Annotated in this window: 11 protein-coding genes and 3 rRNA genes; 6 read left to right on the top strand and 8 right to left on the bottom strand. The window is 61.0% G+C overall.

Annotation, left to right across the window (positions count from 1 at the left end; translation table 11 throughout):
• Positions 1-11 precede the first annotated feature (11 nt).
• On the bottom strand, positions 12-746 hold the full coding sequence (locus JC616_RS06270; RefSeq protein WP_107799985.1) for a UTRA domain-containing protein: 735 nt from the start codon (positions 744-746) through the stop codon (positions 12-14).
• A 209-nt stretch (positions 747-955) separates the two neighbouring features.
• On the opposite strand from JC616_RS06270, the gene JC616_RS06265 reads away from it, so the two are divergent.
• The 4 genes from JC616_RS06265 (at position 956) to JC616_RS06250 (ending at position 4,861) form a co-directional block, all read left to right on the top strand.
• Positions 956-2,050, top strand: a complete 1,095-nt coding sequence (locus JC616_RS06265; RefSeq protein ID WP_199225895.1) for an ABC transporter substrate-binding protein — start codon at positions 956-958, stop codon at positions 2,048-2,050.
• Between the two features lie 67 nt (positions 2,051-2,117).
• Positions 2,118-3,029 (top strand): ABC transporter permease, encoded by a 912-nt coding sequence (locus JC616_RS06260; RefSeq protein WP_107799987.1) that lies wholly within the window; start codon positions 2,118-2,120, stop codon positions 3,027-3,029.
• A complete protein-coding gene (locus JC616_RS06255; RefSeq protein WP_227107271.1) occupies positions 3,026-3,844 on the top strand; it encodes an ABC transporter permease in 819 nt (272 codons plus the stop codon). Before JC616_RS06260 ends, JC616_RS06255 begins: the two co-directional genes overlap by 4 nt.
• Positions 3,845-3,856: 12 nt before the next feature.
• Positions 3,857-4,861 (top strand): ABC transporter ATP-binding protein, encoded by a 1,005-nt coding sequence (locus JC616_RS06250; protein ID WP_107799989.1) that lies wholly within the window; start codon positions 3,857-3,859, stop codon positions 4,859-4,861.
• Here JC616_RS06250 and JC616_RS06245 read toward each other — a convergent pair.
• Both JC616_RS06245 and JC616_RS06240 read right to left on the bottom strand, forming a co-directional pair.
• Positions 4,858-6,702 carry a methyl-accepting chemotaxis protein gene (locus JC616_RS06245; protein ID WP_227107270.1) on the bottom strand — a complete coding sequence of 615 codons (1,845 nt, stop codon included), beginning with the start codon at positions 6,700-6,702 and terminating at the stop codon, positions 4,858-4,860. The two genes, JC616_RS06250 and JC616_RS06245, sit on opposite strands and share 4 nt — an antisense overlap.
• 186 nt (positions 6,703-6,888) lie before the next feature.
• Positions 6,889-8,217 (bottom strand): sodium-dependent transporter, encoded by a 1,329-nt coding sequence (locus tag JC616_RS06240; protein WP_227107269.1) that lies wholly within the window; start codon positions 8,215-8,217, stop codon positions 6,889-6,891.
• Positions 8,218-8,831: 614 nt separating this feature from the next.
• Between JC616_RS06240 and JC616_RS06235 the strand changes: the two genes are divergently transcribed.
• Positions 8,832-9,764, top strand: a complete 933-nt coding sequence (locus JC616_RS06235) for a PAS domain-containing protein (RefSeq protein ID WP_107799991.1) — start codon at positions 8,832-8,834, stop codon at positions 9,762-9,764.
• A 125-nt stretch (positions 9,765-9,889) separates the two neighbouring features.
• Here the strand turns inward: JC616_RS06235 and JC616_RS06230 are convergent, their stop codons facing one another.
• Positions 9,890-11,287, bottom strand: a complete 1,398-nt coding sequence (locus JC616_RS06230) for a NarK family nitrate/nitrite MFS transporter (RefSeq protein ID WP_107799992.1) — start codon at positions 11,285-11,287, stop codon at positions 9,890-9,892.
• A gap of 100 nt (positions 11,288-11,387) precedes the next feature.
• Positions 11,388-12,638 (bottom strand): MFS transporter, encoded by a 1,251-nt coding sequence (locus JC616_RS06225; protein ID WP_227107268.1) that lies wholly within the window; start codon positions 12,636-12,638, stop codon positions 11,388-11,390.
• A 270-nt stretch (positions 12,639-12,908) separates the two neighbouring features.
• Here JC616_RS06225 and JC616_RS06220 point away from each other — a divergent pair, with 270 nt between their 5' ends.
• Positions 12,909-13,226: a hypothetical protein gene (locus JC616_RS06220; protein ID WP_227107267.1), complete on the top strand. Its 318-nt coding sequence runs from the start codon at positions 12,909-12,911 to the stop codon at positions 13,224-13,226.
• A 108-nt stretch (positions 13,227-13,334) separates the two neighbouring features.
• On the opposite strand, the gene rrf is transcribed toward JC616_RS06220, so the two are convergent.
• The 3 genes from rrf to JC616_RS06205 form a co-directional block, all read right to left on the bottom strand.
• Positions 13,335-13,449 (bottom strand): 5S ribosomal RNA (gene rrf, locus JC616_RS06215).
• 123 nt (positions 13,450-13,572) lie between these two features.
• Positions 13,573-16,461, bottom strand: a 23S ribosomal RNA gene (locus JC616_RS06210).
• Between the two features lie 304 nt (positions 16,462-16,765).
• Positions 16,766-18,301, bottom strand: a 16S ribosomal RNA gene (locus JC616_RS06205).
• The 16S, 23S and 5S rRNA genes sit together here, the layout of an rRNA operon.
• Positions 18,302-18,611 lie beyond the last annotated feature (310 nt).

The raw sequence follows: 18,611 nt of genomic DNA, 5'->3' as shown, positions 1-18,611 counted from the left end.
GCGATGGTAGCTCAATTCGCCGCGACCGCGGCAGGACTGTCCACGCGCAGACGCACCGCGTCGTGCCGCCAGTACTCGTAATCGCAGTCCAGCGTCTCGCCGGCGGCGTCTCGATTGATCCGGCGCACCAGCAGAACGGGGCTGCCCTCGGCCAGCATCAGCGCTTGCGCCACGCGGCCTTGCGCCGCCGCCGGCAGGATGTCGAAAGCCGCCGCCGCGTATTCGATGCCGTAATGGCGGCGGTACAAACCGGTCAGCGATTGACTCAAATCCAGCTCCTGGATGTCCGGGAAGCGCTCCGGTCTCAGGAAGTGCTCCACGTATAGCGCCACCCGGCCGTCCAGGCTGCGTTGACGGCAGATTTTCCACAAGGAGCTGAGCGGCGGCACGGCCAGCGCCCGGCACAGCTCGGGCGAGGCCAGCACGGTTTCCACGCTCAAGAGCCGGGTTTCCGCCGCGCGCTGCTGGGCGTCGGCCATGCGCTGGAAATGGTTGCCGTAAAGCGGCGCGTATTCCAGCCGCGGAAACGCGAGAAACCAGCCGCGCCGTTCTTCGCGGTAGACCCGCCCTTCGGCCTCCAGCACGCCCAAGGCCTCCTTCAAGGTGATGCGGGTGGTGGCGAACAACTCCGCCAGCGCGCGCTCCGACGGCAGTCGGCCGCCCGGCCGCAGCAGGCCGCCGTCGATTTGCTGCAATAAGGCGGCACGGATGCGCGCGGCCTGGGAAAGCGGTTTCGATTCAGGCATCAGGACTAGTCCAGCAATCAGGTCTCCGCCGGCTTTTTACCAAGAAAAAATGACAAGGAAATGACTGGCCGCCAGCGCCGCCGGCCGGCCTTGCGCCGATTTGTCACCGACATGCAATCAAACTGCCATGCGAGCTAAACCGGAATGTCATCTACACGGAATACCATCAGCATCGCTTTTATTTGACCTAGTCCAAAGGGATGGATGCCATGAATACACCGTTGCGCTGCGCCGTTCTGGGCGCGCTGGCCCTGCTGGCCAACACCGCTTTCGCCGATAATCTGAGCGCGCTGATCCAGGCCGCCAAGAAAGAGGGCGAGCTGAACGTGATCGCCCTGCCCCACGACTGGTGCGGCTACGGCGGCGTGATCGCCGGCTTCAAGGCCAAGTACGGCATCAAGGTGAACGAACTCAATCCGGACGCCGGCTCCGCCGACGAACTGGAGGCGATCAAGGCCAACAAGAACAATAAGGGCCCGCAGGCGCCGGACGTGATCGACGTGGGCCTGTCCTTCGGCCCGCAAGCCAAGGCCGCCGGCCTGTTGCAGCCGTACAAAGTCTCCAACTGGAAAACCATTCCGGACAGCGTCAAGGACAAGGACGGCTATTGGTACGGCGATTACTACGGCGTGCTGGCCTTCGAGGTGAACAAGGATCTGGTCGCCAAGACGCCGACCGACTGGAGCGACCTGCTGAAGCCGGAGTACAAGAACGCGGTGGCGCTGGCCGGCGACCCGCGCGCCGCCAACCAGGCGATCCAGGGCGTGTTCGCCGCCGGTCTGTCCCAGTCCAAGGGCAATGTGGCCAAGGCCGCCGACGCCGGCCTCAAGTTTTTCGCGCAGTTGAACAAGAGCGGCAATTTCGTGCCGGTGATCGGCAAGGCGGCTTCGCTGGCCCAGGGCAGCACCCCCATCGTGATCCGCTGGGACTACAACGCGCTGGCCGACCGCGACACCTTGAAGGGCAACCCCAAGGTGGAAGTGGTGGTGCCCAAGAGCGGCGTGGTGGCCGGCGTTTACGCCCAGGGCATCAGCGCTTACGCGCCGCACCCCAACGCCGCCAAGCTGTGGCAGGAATACCTGTTCTCCGACGAAGGCCAACTGGCCTGGCTCAAGGGCTATTGCCACCCCACCCGCTTCAACGATCTGGCCGCGCGCAAGAAAATCCCGCAGGACTTGCTGAGCCGGATGCCGGACGCCGCCGCCTATAAGAAGGCCCTGTTCCCCACGCTGGAACAGCAAGAGGCTTACAAGGCGGTGATCACCAAGCAGTGGGACGGCGTGGTGGGCAGCAACGTCAAGTAAGCCGGCCTCATCCCCTTGGCGCGCGGCGCTGTCGCCGCGCGCGGGCTCTCTTTGGAAACACGCCCTCATGTCCGCATCTTCCGACTCTCTCGCCGGCCGTTCCGGCCCGGCGTCGCCGCGCCGCGCCGGCGGCGGCTTCGTCTCGCTGTCCTGGCTGGGCGTGGCGCCGTTCTTCCTGTTTGCGCTGCTCTTCCTGCTGCTGCCCACCGCCCGACTGCTGCTGGGCGCCTTCCAGGACGCCGACGGCCATTTCACGCTGAACAATATCGCCCGGCTGTTCGAGCCGGCGATTCTCGACGCCTACAAGATCAGCTTGCAGATCAGCGCCGCCTCCGCGCTCTTGGGCGCGGCCTTCGGCCTGTTGCTGGCCCTGGCGGCGATCCGCGGCCGGCTGCCGGACTGGATCCGCCCGACGCTGGCCACCTTTTCCGGCGTGGCGTCCAACTTCGCCGGCGTGCCGCTGGCCTTCGCCTTCCTGGCCACGCTGGGCCGCATGGGCCTGGTGACGGTGTTGCTGCGCCGCTATCTGGACTTCGATCTCTACGCCGGCGGCTTCAGCATTCTCAGCTTCAGCGGCCTGACGCTGACCTATCTGTATTTCCAGATTCCGCTGATGGTGCTGATCGTCAGCCCGGCCATAGACGGCCTTAAAACCGAATGGCGCGAGGCCTGCGACAGCCTGGGCGGTTCCGCCTTCGCCTACTGGAGCCGCATCGCGCTGCCGGTGCTGTGGCCCAGCATCCTGGGCGCGGCGCTGCTGCTGTTCGCCAACGCCTTCGGCGCGGTGGCCACCGCCTACGCGCTGACCGGCAGCTCGCTCAACATCGTCACCATCCTGCTGTACGCGCAAATCCGCGGCGATGTGCTGCACGACCAGAACCTGGGCTACGCGCTGGCCTTGGGCATGATCGTGGTGACCGGCCTGTCCAACGCCGCCTACATCTGGCTGCGCGGCCGCGCGGAAAGGAGCCGGGCATGAAACGCCAGCCTGTCCACAAACCGTCGTCGCGCCTGGGCGCCTGGATCGCCGTCGTCGCCGGCGGCCTGTACTTCTTGCTGCCCTTGTTGGCCACCTTCGAGTTCAGCCTGAAGATGCTGCGCGAAGGCTATAGCTTCGAAGCCTACAAGCTGGTGCTGCAAGACCCCGGCTTTCAGCAAAGCTTCGCCTATTCCGCGCTGATGGCCGTGTTCACCATCGTCATCGGCCTCCTGCTGGTGGCGCCCACCGCCTTCTGGATCCAGCTCCGCCTGCCGCGGCTGCGTCCGCTGGTGGAGTTCATCACCTTGCTGCCGCTGGTGATTCCGGCCATCGTCATCGTGTTCGGCTATCTGCGCCTGTTCGGCAGCGACGCCTGGCTGCCCCTGACCGGCAGCGAGCGCGGCACCGATCTCTTGCTGGTCTGCAGCTATGTGACGCTGGCCCTGCCCTATCTATACCGTTCCATCGACGCCGGCCTGTCCGCCATCGACGTGCGTTCGCTGGCCGAGGCGGCGCAAAGCCTGGGCGGCGGCTGGCGGGTGATTCTGCTGCGGGTGATCTTCCCCAATATCCAATCCGCGCTGCTGTCCGGCGCTTTTCTGACCTTCGCCATCGTCATCGGCGAATTCACCATGGCCAGCTTGCTGGCGCGGCCGGCCTTCGGCCCTTATCTGCAATTGATCGGCGCCAACCGGGCCTACGAGCCGGCGGCGCTGGCCATCATCGCCTTTTTGATCACCTGGGCGGCCATGGGCCTGCTGCAGGTGGCCGGCCGTCACCGTCGCGCGCTGCGCGAGGCGACGGCGGCTGAATAAGAGAGACCCCATATGGCATACCTGGACATCCGGCACCTCAACAAGCGCTACGGCCAGCACACGGTGGTGCACGACTTCAATATGCGAGTGGAGGCCGGCGAGTTCGTCACCTTCCTCGGCCCATCCGGCTGCGGCAAAACCACGGTGCTGCGCATGATCGCCGGCTTCGAAACCCCCAGCGGCGGCGCCATCCGCCTGCAGGGCGAGGACATCACCGCCTGCGCGCCGCAAAAACGCGGCATCGGCATGGTGTTTCAGAGCTATGCGCTGTTTCCCAATATGACCGCCGGCGAAAACATCGCCTTCGGCTTGAAGATGCAGAAGCGGCCGGCCGCCGACATCCGCCGCAAGGTGGCGGACGCGCTGGCGCTGGTGGAGCTGTCCGGCAAGGAGGGACACTACCCGCATCAGCTCTCCGGCGGCCAACGCCAGCGGGTGGCGCTGGCGCGCGCGCTGGTGGTGGAGCCGCGCATTCTGCTGCTGGACGAGCCGCTGTCTGCGCTGGACGCGCGCATCCGCAAGAATCTGCGCGAGCAGATCCGCGACATTCAGCGCCGGCTGGGACTGACCACTATTTTCGTGACCCACGACCAGGAAGAAGCGCTGACCCTGTCCGACCGCATCTTCGTGATGAATCAGGGCAAGGTGGAGCAGGAGGGCGCCGCCGAAACCATCTACACCCAGCCGGCCACCGAATTCGTCGCCCGCTTCATGGGCAATTACAATCTGCTGTCCGCCGGCGACAGCCGGGCGCTGTTCGGCCTGGACATCCAGGGCCATCTGGCGATCCGCCCGGAGTCGATTCAATTGCTGCCCGGCGACAGCGCGGAAACGGACAGCCTGCCGGCGGTGGTGAAGCAGCGCCAATTGCTGGGCAATGTCGTCCGTTATCAGGTGGAAAGCGCCGGCGCGCTGCTGCAGGTGGACCGGCTGAACCGCAACCCGGCGGATTTGCTGGCCGACGGCGCGCCTGTGCGGCTGCGCGTCCAGCGCGACGATATGCGCGAAGTGCGCTAAACGTCGGTTGGCCGCCGGAAATAGGCCATTTGCCGGCGCAGGCTGCCGGCCCGCTGCGACACTTCCTGCGCCGCCGCCGACAATTGCTCGCTGGCGGCGGCGTTGCCCTGGGACAGCTGGCTCAGGCCCTGCATCACCTGATTGATGCCGCCCACGTGCTGCGCCTGGGCCACGGCCTCCTTGGAGATGTCCCGCACCAGCTGCCGGGTTTGCTGGCTGGATTCGACGATGGCGCTCAGGCTCTTGCCGGCCTCTTCCGCCAGCCTCACGCTGCCGGCCGCCACCTGGCCGATCTCCTTGGCCGCGGTCTGGCTGCGCATCGCCAGCTTGCGCACCTCGTCGGCCACCACGGCGAAGCCGCGGCCCAGCTCGCCGGCGCGCGCCGCCTCAATGGCGGCGTTGAGCGCCAGCAAATTGGTCTGATAGGCGATGTCGTCGATGATGTCGGTACGCTGGGCGATCACATGCATCGCCTCTATGGTTTCGCCGACAACCCGCCTGCCCTCCTCGGCCTGACGCGCGGCTTCGCTGGCGACATCGCCGCTGCGGCTGGCGTCGCGAGCCATCGCGAACATCTGCCCGGCGATCTCATCCACCGCGTGGCTGGTTTGCTCGATGTCGGAAGAAGTGCGGCAGGCGCTGTCGGACAGGCCCTGCGATGCGCTGTTCAATTGCAGCGAGGCGTTGGCCACCGCGTCCGCGTCCTGCTGCACCTGCAGAATCACCCCGCTCAGCTTCCGCCCCATCTGGCGGATGTGCGCGGCCAGGCTGTTGTCGTCAGACGAAGCCAGCCGCAACCGGAAGTCCAGTTGGCCGCCGGCCAGCTCCCGCATGCCCTGCGCCACCTCGTCCGGCTCCGCGCCCAAGGTCCGCAGGATGCTGCGCGCCAGCAGCAGCGCGGCGGCGATGGGCAGCAACACTCCGGCCAACACCGCCAACGCCAGCCAGCTTTGCCAGCGCGCGGCGGACTGCTGCGCCGCCAGCGCGTCGCGAATCCGGATCAACACCGCGTTCTGCACCTCCAGCAAAGCATCGATGCGCCGGCTGGCCACGTCGAACCACTCTTCGCTGGACAAGCTCTGCATCGCGCCCGGACCGCGCGCCAGCACCGCGTCGCGCAGCGACTCGTACGCCCCGCTCGCGTCCATCGCCTGGGCCAGCAGGCGTTCGTCGCCGTCGTTCTGCCGGTACAGGCTGCGGCACAGCGCCTCCTGCGACACCATGCCGCTGGCCAGGCGGAACTCGTTGATATTGAAACTGCCCACCGCCAGCACTCCGCCGATCAAGCCGCGGGCGCGGCCGGTGTACTCCGTCTGGCAATGCAAGGCGGACCATTGCTGCACCAAGGCGCGCACGTCCTCGCTTTGCGAATAGAACAGGGTGATGACCTTGGAGAGCCGCTCGATGATTTCGGTGTAGCGTTCAAACGCCGGCAGCGGCGAAATATGGCGCTGCGCCACATCGCGGCGCAAGGTCGAGAGCAGCTCCGCCGCCGGCAGTTGCTGGGAAAGAAACAGGCCGGCCTTGCGCGACAACTCGTCGCCCGGCGGCTGGCGCAAGCGGGTCAACAGCGCGTCGGCCTGCGCCTTTTGCCGCGGCAAGGCGGCCGGCATCGGCTTATGCTCGTTCAGATAGCGGTTGCTCAGGCCGCGCTCGATCTGCAAGGCGTGAATCAGCGCCCCCACTTGCTGCACATCGTCCACCAGCGCCTGGTCGCGCTGCAAAGCCTGTACCGTCCGCCACTGCGTAAAGGCAAACCACAAGGCCCCGCACAGCAAGAGCAGCACCAGCGGAGCGATCAACAAGGCCAGCTTGTGCACCAGCTTCAGACGGAAGTGCATCGGGTATCCTGTTCGCAAGCCATGGACCAAGGACCGCCGGAGCCCAACCCTGACGCAGCGGCCAACCGCTCTAACTATAGGCAATGGCTGGACAAGGCAAACACAGTGGCATGAGACGCGCGCAGGCAGGACGCGCGCGCAAAGAAAAACCCGCCGCGAAAGCGGCGGGTTGCGGGGCGGCGGCGATCAGGCCGCACGCAGGCTGGCGATCATGATCCAGCCTATCAAGGCCGGCGCCATCGCCATGCAGAAGCCGCGCATCAGGCGCATGCCGCGGCCGGCGCCTTCGCCGCTCAACTCGCGGCGCACCACAGGCCAAGCCTTCCAGCCCACGAACAAGGCCAGCAACAGCTCGCCCACCGGCATCAGCAGCTTGGACGTGAGGTAATCCAGAAAATCGAAAAAGCTCATGCCGAACAGCAGGTAATCGCTCCACACGCCCAGCGACAGCGAAGCGGGTATGCCCAGCAGGAAAATGCCCAGCGTCATCACCCAGGCGGATTGCGTGCGCTTGAGGCCGAACTCGTCCATCGCGAAGCTGGTCACCACCTCCAGCAAGGACACCGAAGACGTCAGCGCCGCCAGCAGCAGCAGGCAGAAGAACATCACCGCGAATACCTGCCCCAGCGGCAGGTGGGCGAACACCGCCGGCATGGTGATGAAGGTCAGGCCCGGACCCGCCGAGGGGTCGAAGCCGAAGGCGAACACCGCCGGCAGCACCATCAGGCCGGCCAGGAAGCAGGTGGCCACCGTCAAGGCGATCACCCATAGGGCCGAACCCAGCAGATTGGACTCTTTGCTGACGTAAGAACCGTAGGTGATCATGATGCCCAGGCCCAGCGACAGCGAAAAGAAGGCCAGCCCCAAGGCGTCCACCAGCATGGCGCTGCTGACTTTGGAGAAATCCGGCGCCACGAAATACTTGACGCCTTCCCAAGCGCCCGGCAGCGTCAGGCCGCGTGCGATCAGCACCAGCATCAGCACGAACAAGGCCGGCATCAGGAACTTGGACAGGTTTTCAATGCCCTTCTGCACCCCGCCGGCCACCACCCACACCGTCAGCAAGGCGAAGCCGGCGTGATAGGCAATGGGCTCCAGCGGATCGCTGATGAAGCCGCTGAAGATGGCGCCCAGAGTCTTGGCGTCCGACGTCATGATGCCGCCGCCCAGCGCCTTGACGATGTAGGCGATGGTCCAGCCGCCCACCACGCTGTAGAAGGACAGAATCAGGAAACACACCAAGACGCTCATATAACCAATGACGGGCCAGCCGCCGCCGGCCAACTGCCGGAAAGCGCCGACGGCGCCGGCCTTGGACGCGCGCCCCAAGGCCATCTCGGCCAGCATCAGGGCCAGGCCCAGCGTCAGGCAAATGCCCAGGTAAATAAACAGGAAGGCGCCGCCGCCATTGGTGGCGGCGACATAGGGAAATTTCCAGATCGCCCCCAGCCCAATGGCCGAGCCGGCGGCAGCGAGGATGAAACCGAGGCGCGAGCCCCATTGTGATCTTGCCATGATGCAGTCTGCTTCTTTGTCCGAATATTTGTTCTTGAATCGCCGAGATCGACGCCCGCGCCCAAACGCGATCGCCGCAGCGGCAAAGGTGCTGTTTTGCGCCGGTAAGGCGCGGCTCGCGCCAGGCCAGATCATGAAGCCCGGGAGCGAACGGAAGGGACCCGGCAAGCCGGGCAAGGGAGAGAAAACCGCCGTGTGGGCGGGCCGAAAGCCGCGTCAGGGGTGGCGACGGGCTACGGTTCTCGCTAGTGTATTTTGCGTACAAACACGAATTTACCATGATTGATGGCAATTTCCAGCGTACGCAGGCAATTAATTCCGACTCCCAGCGCAAGTACGGTCATTTCCCGGCAAAGATGGGCATGACAATCCACTCTCAATTAAGTTGAGCATGAAATATCTGCACTCAGGGAATACACTTAGAGCGGCGGACAAAAAACAGTTCCACGCGGCAAGCAAGGCGCGCCGGCCGGACAGCGCAAGCAAGACGGCGAGCCGATACCACGCGGCGCCTGGAGTTTGTCAGCCGCTTTAAGACCAGCGGCCCCACTGCTACGCGCCTGGCCACGCCAGGAGCGAACTCGCCGGCCTCACGCGACTTACGGAGAGCCCCTATGGCGATACTGCAAGCCTTCCAATCGCTGATCGACACCGTACAGGGCGCCTTGATCATCGCGCTTCCCGCAGACGGCCAGATCGTCAGCGCCAACCAGTTGGCCGCCATCCTGCTGGCCACTCCGCACGGCGATCTGATTGGCCAGCCCTTCTCCCGCTTTCTGCCGGACCCCGCGGACAGCGAACTGCTGGCCGGCGAACTGCGCCGCACCAGCATGATCTACAACCGCTCGCTCTCCTTGCAAGCCAGCGGCGGACGCCGCTTCGAGGTGCAGATGTCGCTGCGCGAGGTGGAGCTGGAAGGCGCGCTCATGCTGGTCTACAGCTTCAGCGACCGGACGGAAACCAAGGTCATGAGCCAGTTGCTGGATTTTGAGCGCAATCTGGTGGAGCGCTCGATCAGCCTGATGAAAAGCCTGCGCGCGGAAGACAAGCAAGCCGACGACGACAAATTGACCGGCGTGGCCGGCATGCACCGCCTGCTCTCCGCCGCCCATGCCGAAACCGGCCGCGCGCGCCGCTACGGCGGCGCCGTCTCCGGCCTGATCCTCAGCCTGATGAACGTGCCCGAACCGATGCCGGAGCTTGACGAGGGCTCGGCGCACCGCCACTTGCTACGCCTGGCCGGCAGCCTGTGCCTGCAAAGCACGCGCGACAGCGATCTGGTGGCCCAGCGCGAAGACGACGCCTTCATCATTCTGCTGCCCAACACCGGCGTAAGCGGCGCCAACGAACTGGCGCGCAGGCTGATCAAATCGCTGCGCCAGCTCAGCTTCGTCTACCAGGGAGAAGAGCGCAAGGCGGCCGCCTGCGTCGGGCTGAGCGCTCTGCGCGGCAGCGAAAACACGCCCAAACCCATGCTGGAACGCTTGAACGAAGCGCTGCAAAAAGCGCGGGAAGGCGGTCCCAACTACATCGTCAAACTGCCCTGAAGCGTCTGTCCGGCTAGGCAGCTGCGCCGCGCTCCAGCCAAACGGCTTCAGCCCGATAAAAGACAAACCGGCGAGGCATCGTCTTGACGCCTCGCCGGTTTCGTTTCCATCGGCCGTTTAGCCTGTCAGCAACTCACTTCCGCGTTCTTGCGCGCATAGAACCACCAGCACAAGGCGATGCAGCTGATATAGAAAACAATGAAGCACAACAGCGCCGGCTCCGCGCCGCCGGTCGCCTTCATGGACGCGCCAAAGCTCTGCGGAATGAAATAGCCGCCGTAAGCGCCAATGGCACTGATGAAGCCGCCAGCCGCGGCCGACTCCTTGACCCCATCCGCCTCGGCCTGCTTGCGCGCGTCTTCGCCGCGACCGGCCGCCGCGCGCAGCCGCCCGGTGGTGAAGATGGTCGGAATCATTCGGTAAGTCGAACCATTGCCCACGCCGGCCATGGTGAACAGCAAGAGGAACATGGCGAAGAAGCCGGCAAAGCTGCCGCCGCTCAACTGCCCGGCCGCGTCATGCGCCGGCAGGAAGTGCAACACCCCCACCACCGCCAAGGCCATCACAGCGAACACCCACATGGTCACCCGCGCGCCGCCGAGCTTGTCCGAGATCACGCCGCCTATCGGGCGCACCAGGGCGCCGAGCAAGGGGCCGATAAAGGCGAACTTGGCCACCGGCACCTCCGGAAACTGCGTCTTGGTCAACAGGGCGAAAGCGCCGGCAAAACCGATGAAGCTGCCGAAAGTGCCGATGTACAGCCAGCACATCAGCCAATTATGCTTGCGGCGGAAAATCACCGCCTGCTCTGTGAACGAGGCCTTGGCGTCCGCCAGATCGTTCATGCCGAACCAGGCCGCCGCCGTGGCCAAAACAATGAACGGCACCCAGACGAAGCCGGCGTTCTGCAGCCACAAGCTCTTTTCCACCCCATCCTTGACATAATGCTGCGCATCGCCGCCGAAGGCGCCGAACATGCCGCCGGTCACCACCAGCGGAATCACGAACTGGGCCAAGGACACGCCGAGGTTGCCGAAACCCGCGTTCAAGCCGTTGGCCGCGCCCTTCTGCGCCTTGGGGAAAAAGTAAGCGATATTGGCCATGGAGCTGGCGAAATTGCCGCTGCCCAGCCCGCACAGCAAGGCGATCGCCAGCATCACCGGATAAGACGTCGTGGGATCCTGCACCGCAAAGCCCAGCCATATCGCCGGAATCAACAGCGAGGCGGTGGACAAAGTCGTCCATTTGCGCCCGCCCACTATGGACGGCATGAAGGAATAAAAAATGCGCAAGGTCGCGCCGGACAGCGCCGGCAGCGCCGTCAGCAAAAACAGCTGATCCTTGGTGTAATTGAAACCCGCGTTCGGCAGGTTCAAGGTCACCACGCTCCACAATACCGAAATGACGAAAGCCAACGTCAGACACGGAATCGAAATCCACAAATTGCGCCGCGCAATGCTCTGGCCTTCTTGTTGCCAGAACTCGGCGCTTTCCGGCTCCCACCGTTTGATGACATAAGACATGACTCAACCCTCCCCGCCGGCCCGAGTCATGGCCAGACCAGCGCTATTTGACAATCTTTTAAAGGCGGCGCGCGTCAAGGCGCCGCCATGCAACTCAAACTCAACGACTGGCGGTGGCCAGACGCAAACGCTCCGCGGCCACCGGCTTGAACGAGTAATGCATCCAGACCAGGCTGACGCAGACCGTGCCGTACAGCAGCATGAAACAGCTGGAACGCACCCCGGCGAGGTCCACCAGCGCGCCGAACAAAATCGGCAGCACGAAACCGGCCAGTCCGCCGGCCAGGCCCACCACGCCGGACACCGCGCCGATATTGTCGGGAAAATCATTGGCGATGAACTTGAACACCGAAGCCTTTCCCACCGCCATCGCCACGCCGGCGATGAACAACACCGCGGTGAACAGCACCGAATTCAAACCGATATGCAGGCTCCACGGTCCCTTGACGGTGGCCACCACCATCTCGGTCTGCGGATAGGACAAGACGAAGAAGCACACCCATAACACCCACATCACCCACCAGGTGGTCCGGTACGCGCCGAAGCGATCCGACATCCAGCCGCCGATCGCGCGCAGTACGCCGCCCGGCAAGGAAAAACAGGCGGCGAGAAAAGCCGCGGTTTTCATATCAAAACCGTACTCGCCGACAAAATACTTGGTCAGCCACAGCGACAAGCCCACATAGCCGCCAAACACCACCGAGTAATACTGCGAGTAGCGCCAAACCCGGGGATCGCGCATCACCCGCAGTTGATCGACGAAACGCTGGCTCCCTCCGCTCAAGTGCGCCGGATTGTGATAACTGCAAAACCAAAACAGCAGCGCCGCAGCCAGCATCACCCCGGCGTACACCTGAGGCACCAGCGTCCAGCCGCCCAGCGCGATCAAGGCCGGCGCCACGAATTTATTCACCGCCGCGCCGGAATTGCCCGCGCCGAACACGCCCATCGCCATACCCTGATGCCGCGCGTCGAACCAGCGCGCCACATAGGGCGTGCCCACCGAAAAACTGCCGCCCGCCAAGCCGATGAACAGCCCAATCAGCAAGAAATGCCAATACTTGGAGGCGAACTCCATCAGATAAATCGGCAGCACCGCGCTCAGCATCAGGCAGAACAAAACGATGCGGCCGCCATAGCGGTCGGTCCAGATCCCCAAGGGCACCCGCACCAGCGAACCCGACAACACCGGCATCGCCACCAGAATGCCGAACTCAGTCTCGTTCAGCCCCAGTTGCTGCTTCACCGGAATGCCCACCACGCCCATCATCATCCACACCATGAAACAGACGGTGAAAGCAAAAGTGCTGACGGCCAGCACTGAATACTGCTTGTACGCCGCGGATGTCATCTTTCCTCCCTCAGCGGCCTGGCGGCCGGTCAGTCCAACTCCATACTCACACCATACTGCTCGCGCGCCGGGAAACCCATTCGCCAGACGTGGGCAAGACCGAGGAAAAACGATCTAATCGAAATAGTTCTTTTGGGTGGTATTCAGGACAGCGGCGACGCCGCAGAAGGGAGGGAAGGCGGCCTAGCCGTCCGGCTTTGCGCCAATGCAAGTTACAGCCCCGGCGACATTGGCTAAGATAGGCGCATTGCCAACAAGGGAGCCTCCCCCATGAATGCCGCCAAGAAGATTCGCCGTTTCATCGAAGAAGGACATGACCCGCAGCAAATGCAAGTGCTCAAGGAACTGGCGACCGCACTGGAAATGGGCCGCTCTTTCGACCTCAGCCTGCTCTACGATATCGACATGCGCTACTTCGACGTCGCCATCGACCTGCTGAAAGACTGGCGCTTCGACCATCACATCGCCTCTCGCAGCAAACTGCTGGAGCAGTTGCTGACCGAAATCGCACCGGACAGACAGGCGAAAGCGCAGGAAGCCCCAGCAGTCAAACCGGCGGCGAGCAAAGCCGCCAAACTCAAAAAGTAAGCGGACAGCGGACGCAACAAAGCCTCCCTTTGGGGAGGCTTCCGTGTCGCCGTTCAACAGCACAATGCATAAAGCCCAGCTCGAGTGAGCTGGGCTTTGCAATGGGGCGTCTGGCGGTGTCCTACTTTCACATGGCGAATGCCACACTATCATCGGCGCTAAGGCGTTTCACGGTCCTGTTCGGGATGGGAAGGCGTGGGACCACCTCGCTATGGCCACCAGACATAAACTGGTACAAACTTGAAGAAGCCTAGGTCGATACTCGATCAACCCACATATATTCGGTATTCAATTGTGTCGCACAACCACTATCTCGTCACTCGGTTTCCCAAGCCACTCAAATGATAGGATCAAGCCTCACGAGCAATTAGTATCGGTTAGCTTAACGCCTCACAGCGCTTCCACACCCGACCTATCAACGTCCTGGTCTCGAACGACTCTTCAGGAGGGTCAAGCCCTCAGGGAAGTCTCATCTTCAGGCGAGTTTCCCGCTTAGATGCTTTCAGCGGTTATCTCTTCCGCACTTAGCTACCCGGCAATGCGACTGGCGTCACAACCGGTACACCAGAGGTGCGTCCACTCCGGTCCTCTCGTACTAGGAGCAGCCCCCGTCAAACTTCCAACGCCCACTGCAGATAGGGACCAAACTGTCTCACGACGTTTTGAACCCAGCTCACGTACCACTTTAAATGGCGAACAGCCATACCCTTGGGACCGGCTACAGCCCCAGGATGTGATGAGCCGACATCGAGGTGCCAAACACCGCCGTCGATGTGAACTCTTGGGCGGTATCAGCCTGTTATCCCCGGAGTACCTTTTATCCGTTGAGCGATGGCCCTTCCATTCAGAACCACCGGATCACTATGTCCTGCTTTCGCACCTGCTCGACTTGTCGGTCTCGCAGTTAAGCTACCTTTTGCCATTGCACTATCAGCACGATTTCCGACCGTACCTAGGTAACCTTCGAACTCCTCCGTTACACTTTGGGAGGAGACCGCCCCAGTCAAACTGCCTACCATGCACTGTCCCCAATCCGGATCACGGACCAAGGTTAGAACCTCAAACACACCAGGGTGGTATTTCAAGGACGGCTCCATGAGAACTAGCGTTCCCACTTCATAGCCTCCCACCTATCCTACACAAGTCTGTTCAAAGTCCAATGCAAAGCTACAGTAAAGGTTCACGGGGTCTTTCCGTCTAGCAGCGGGGAGATTGCATCTTCACAAACACTTCAACTTCGCTGAGTCTCAGGAGGAGACAGTGTGGCCATCGTTACGCCATTCGTGCGGGTCGGAACTTACCCGACAAGGAATTTCGCTACCTTAGGACCGTTATAGTTACGGCCGCCGTTTACTGGGGCTTCGATCAAGAGCTTGCACCCCATCACTTAACCTTCCAGCACCGGGCAGGCGTCACACCGTATACGTCCACTTTCGTGTTGGCACAGTGCTGTGTTTTTGTTAAACAGTCGCAGCCACCGATTCTCTGCGACCTCTCAAAGCTCCTCCCGCAGGGGATTCACTCTAAGAGGCATACCTTCTCCCGAAGTTACGGTATCAATTTGCCGAGTTCCTTCTCCTGAGTTCTCTCAAGCGCCTTAGAATTCTCATCCTGCCCACCTGTGTCGGTTTGCGGTACGGTTCTTATGCAGCTGAAGCTTAGTGGCTTTTCCTGGAAGCGTGGTATCAGTCACTTCAGGTCCGTAGACCCTCGTCATCACGTCTCGGCCTTAAGGGGCGGCGGATTTGCCTACCACCCCAGCCTACCGGCTTAAACAGACTATTCCAACAGTCTGATGACCTAACCTTCTCCGTCCCCACATCGCACTGCATAAAAGTACGGGAATTTTAACCCGTTTCCCATCGACTACGCTTTTCAGCCTCGCCTTAGGGGCCGACTCACCCTACGCCGATGAACGTTGCGTAGGAAACCTTGGGCTTTCGGCGAGCGGGCTTTTCACCCGCTTTATCGCTACTCATGTCAGCATTCGCACTTCTGATATCTCCAGCATCCCTTACGAGACACCTTCACAGACCTACAGAACGCTCCCCTACCATCTGCACTTACGTGCAAATCCGCAGCTTCGGTTATCAGTTTGAGCCCCGTTACATCTTCCGCGCAGGACGACTCGACCAGTGAGCTATTACGCTTTCTTTAAATGATGGCTGCTTCTAAGCCAACATCCTGGCTGTCTATGCCTTCCCACCTCGTTTACCACTTAACTGATCATTTGGGACCTTAGCTGGCGGTCTGGGTTGTTTCCCTCTTGACGATGGACGTTAGCACCCACCGTCTGTCTCCCATGCTCGCACTTTCCGGTATTCAGAGTTTGCCATGGTTTGGTAAATCGCAATGACCCCCTAGCCATAACAGTGCTTTACCCCCGGAAGTGATACATGAGGCACTACCTAAATAGTTTTCGGGGAGAACCAGCTATCTCCGAGTTTGTTTAGCCTTTCACCCCTATCCACAGCTCATCCCCTAGTTTTGCAACACTAGTGGGTTCGGACCTCCAGTGCGTGTTACCGCACCTTCATCCTGGCCATGGATAGATCACTCGGTTTCGGGTCTACGCCCAGCAACTAAAGCGCCCTATTCGGACTCGGTTTCCCTACGCCTCCCCTATTCGGTTAAGCTCGCTACTGAACGTAAGTCGCTGACCCATTATACAAAAGGTACGCAGTCACGGAACAAGTCCGCTCCCACTGTTTGTATGCATCCGGTTTCAGGTTCTATTTCACTCCCCTCCCGGGGTTCTTTTCGCCTTTCCCTCACGGTACTGGTTCACTATCGGTCGATCATGAGTATTTAGCCTTGGAGGATGGTCCCCCCATCTTCAGACAGGATTTCTCGTGTCCCGCCCTACTTATCGTACGCCTAGTCCTTGGAATGCGTTTTCGTGTACGGGGCTATCACCCACTATGGCGGTCCTTTCCATGAACCTTCCACTAACACAATCCATAACACGTACAGGCTCTTCCGCGTTCGCTCGCCACTACTAACGGAATCTCGGTTGATTTCTTTTCCTGCAGCTACTTAGATGTTTCAGTTCGCTGCGTTCGCCTCCTCAGACCTATGGATTCAGTCTGGGATCTCCTTGCGGAGGGGTTTCCCCATTCGGACATCGCGGGATCAAAGCTCTATTGCCAGCTCCCCCGCGCTTTTCGCAGGCTTACACGTCCTTCTTCGCCTATGATCGCCAAGGCATCCACCAGATGCACTTAGTCGCTTGACCCTATCATTTCAGTAACCTAGATCACCAAAACAACAAGTGTGTTTGTGCGACGACTACACCGCCCCTTTTGATATGGCGACGTAGCCTAGATACAATCAAATACCCAAGATGACGATCCGTCCGCGTAAAGAGTTAACTCTACGCTTCCTTCTCGCCGTCTTTATATATTCGGCTTCTTCAGTTTGTTAAAGATCAGTGCGTTCAAACAACGCGATCACAGTACTCATCCAAGCACTCTGATCGCGAGACTCAAACTCGCGAATAACCGATAGGCTGTAAGTACTCGATCAACAACCTTCTCTAGAAAGGAGGTGATCCAGCCGCAGGTTCCCCTACGGCTACCTTGTTACGACTTCACCCCAGTCATGAATCCCACCGTGGTAAGCGGCCTCCTTACGGTTAGCCTACCCACTTCTGGTGAAACTCACTCCCATGGTGTGACGGGCGGTGTGTACAAGACCCGGGAACGTATTCACCGCAGCATGCTGATCTGCGATTACTAGCGATTCCGACTTCACGCACTCGAGTTGCAGAGTGCGATCCGGACTACGATCGGTTTTATGAGATTGGCTCCACCTCGCGGCTTCGCGACCCTCTGTACCGACCATTGTATGACGTGTGAAGCCCTGGTCATAAGGGCCATGAGGACTTGACGTCATCCCCACCTTCCTCCGGTTTGTCACCGGCAGTCCCATTAGAGTGCCCAACTTAATGATGGCAACTAATGGCAAGGGTTGCGCTCGTTGCGGGACTTAACCCAACATCTCACGACACGAGCTGACGACAGCCATGCAGCACCTGTGTTAACGCTCCCTTTCGGGCACCACCACATCTCTGCGGCGTTCGTTACATGTCAAGACCAGGTAAGGTTTTTCGCGTTGCATCGAATTAATCCACATCATCCACCGCTTGTGCGGGTCCCCGTCAATTCCTTTGAGTTTTAACCTTGCGGCCGTACTCCCCAGGCGGTCAACTTCTCGCGTTAGCTACGCTACCAAGGATTCAAACCCCCAACAGCTAGTTGACATCGTTTAGGGCGTGGACTACCAGGGTATCTAATCCTGTTTGCTCCCCACGCTTTCGTGCATGAGCGTCAGTGTCATCCCAGGGGGCTGCCTTCGCCATCGGTATTCCTCCGCATCTCTACGCATTTCACTGCTACACGCGGAATTCTACCCCCCTCTGACGCACTCTAGTCGTGCAGTCTCCAATGCCGTTCCCAGGTTAAGCCCGGGGCTTTCACATCAGACTTGCACAACCGCCTGCGCACGCTTTACGCCCAGTAATTCCGATTAACGCTTGCACCCTACGTATTACCGCGGCTGCTGGCACGTAGTTAGCCGGTGCTTATTCTTCCGGTACTCTCAGACCCAGCGGTTATTAACCACTAGGATTTGCTCCCGGACAAAAGTCCTTTACAACCCGAAGGCCTTCTTCAGACACGCGGCATGGCTGGATCAGGCTTGCGCCCATTGTCCAAAATTCCCCACTGCTGCCTCCCGTAGGAGTCTGGGCCGTGTCTCAGTCCCAGTGTGGCGGATCATCCTCTCAGACCCGCTACTGATCGACGCCTTGGTGAGCCTTTACCTCACCAACTAGCTAATCAGACATCGGCTGCTCGTATAACGTGAGGCCTTTCGGTCCCCCACTTTCCCCCTCAGGGCGTATGCGGTATTAATCCGGCTTTCGCCGAGCTATCCCCCATTACACGGTACATTCCGATGCATTACTCACCCGTTCGCCACTCGTCAGCGGTGCAAGCACCCTGTTACCGTTCGACTTGCATGTGTAAAGCATGCCGCCAGCGTTCAATCTGAGCCAGGATCAAACTCTTCAGTTCAATTCCAAGCAAATTTTCTGGCACGCAAGATCAAAGAAACATCGAGACATTTCTCGTCTTGCAGTGCAAGTGTTTGGTCATCGACCGAGCACTTACACCTATCGGTTATTCGTTCTGTTAAAGATCGGTGCAGATCGCTGCGTTTCGTTTCCGTCGCTGCGTTGTCTGCTGAGGAGGCGAACTATACGTCAGCCCCCTAAACCCGTCAACACCTTTTGCGAGAAAAACCTCAACAAAAGCGGGTCCCGCAGGCCAAACCCTTGATGCGGCAAGCAATATCCGAAAGGGGTATTTGCCGACACGTCTTCCC

It is taken from the genome of Chromobacterium rhizoryzae, assembly GCF_020544465.1.
Classification (GTDB): domain Bacteria; phylum Pseudomonadota; class Gammaproteobacteria; order Burkholderiales; family Chromobacteriaceae; genus Chromobacterium.
The sequence above is the reverse complement of the archived record's forward strand: the minus strand, read 5'-3'. Positions and strand labels throughout refer to the sequence as shown.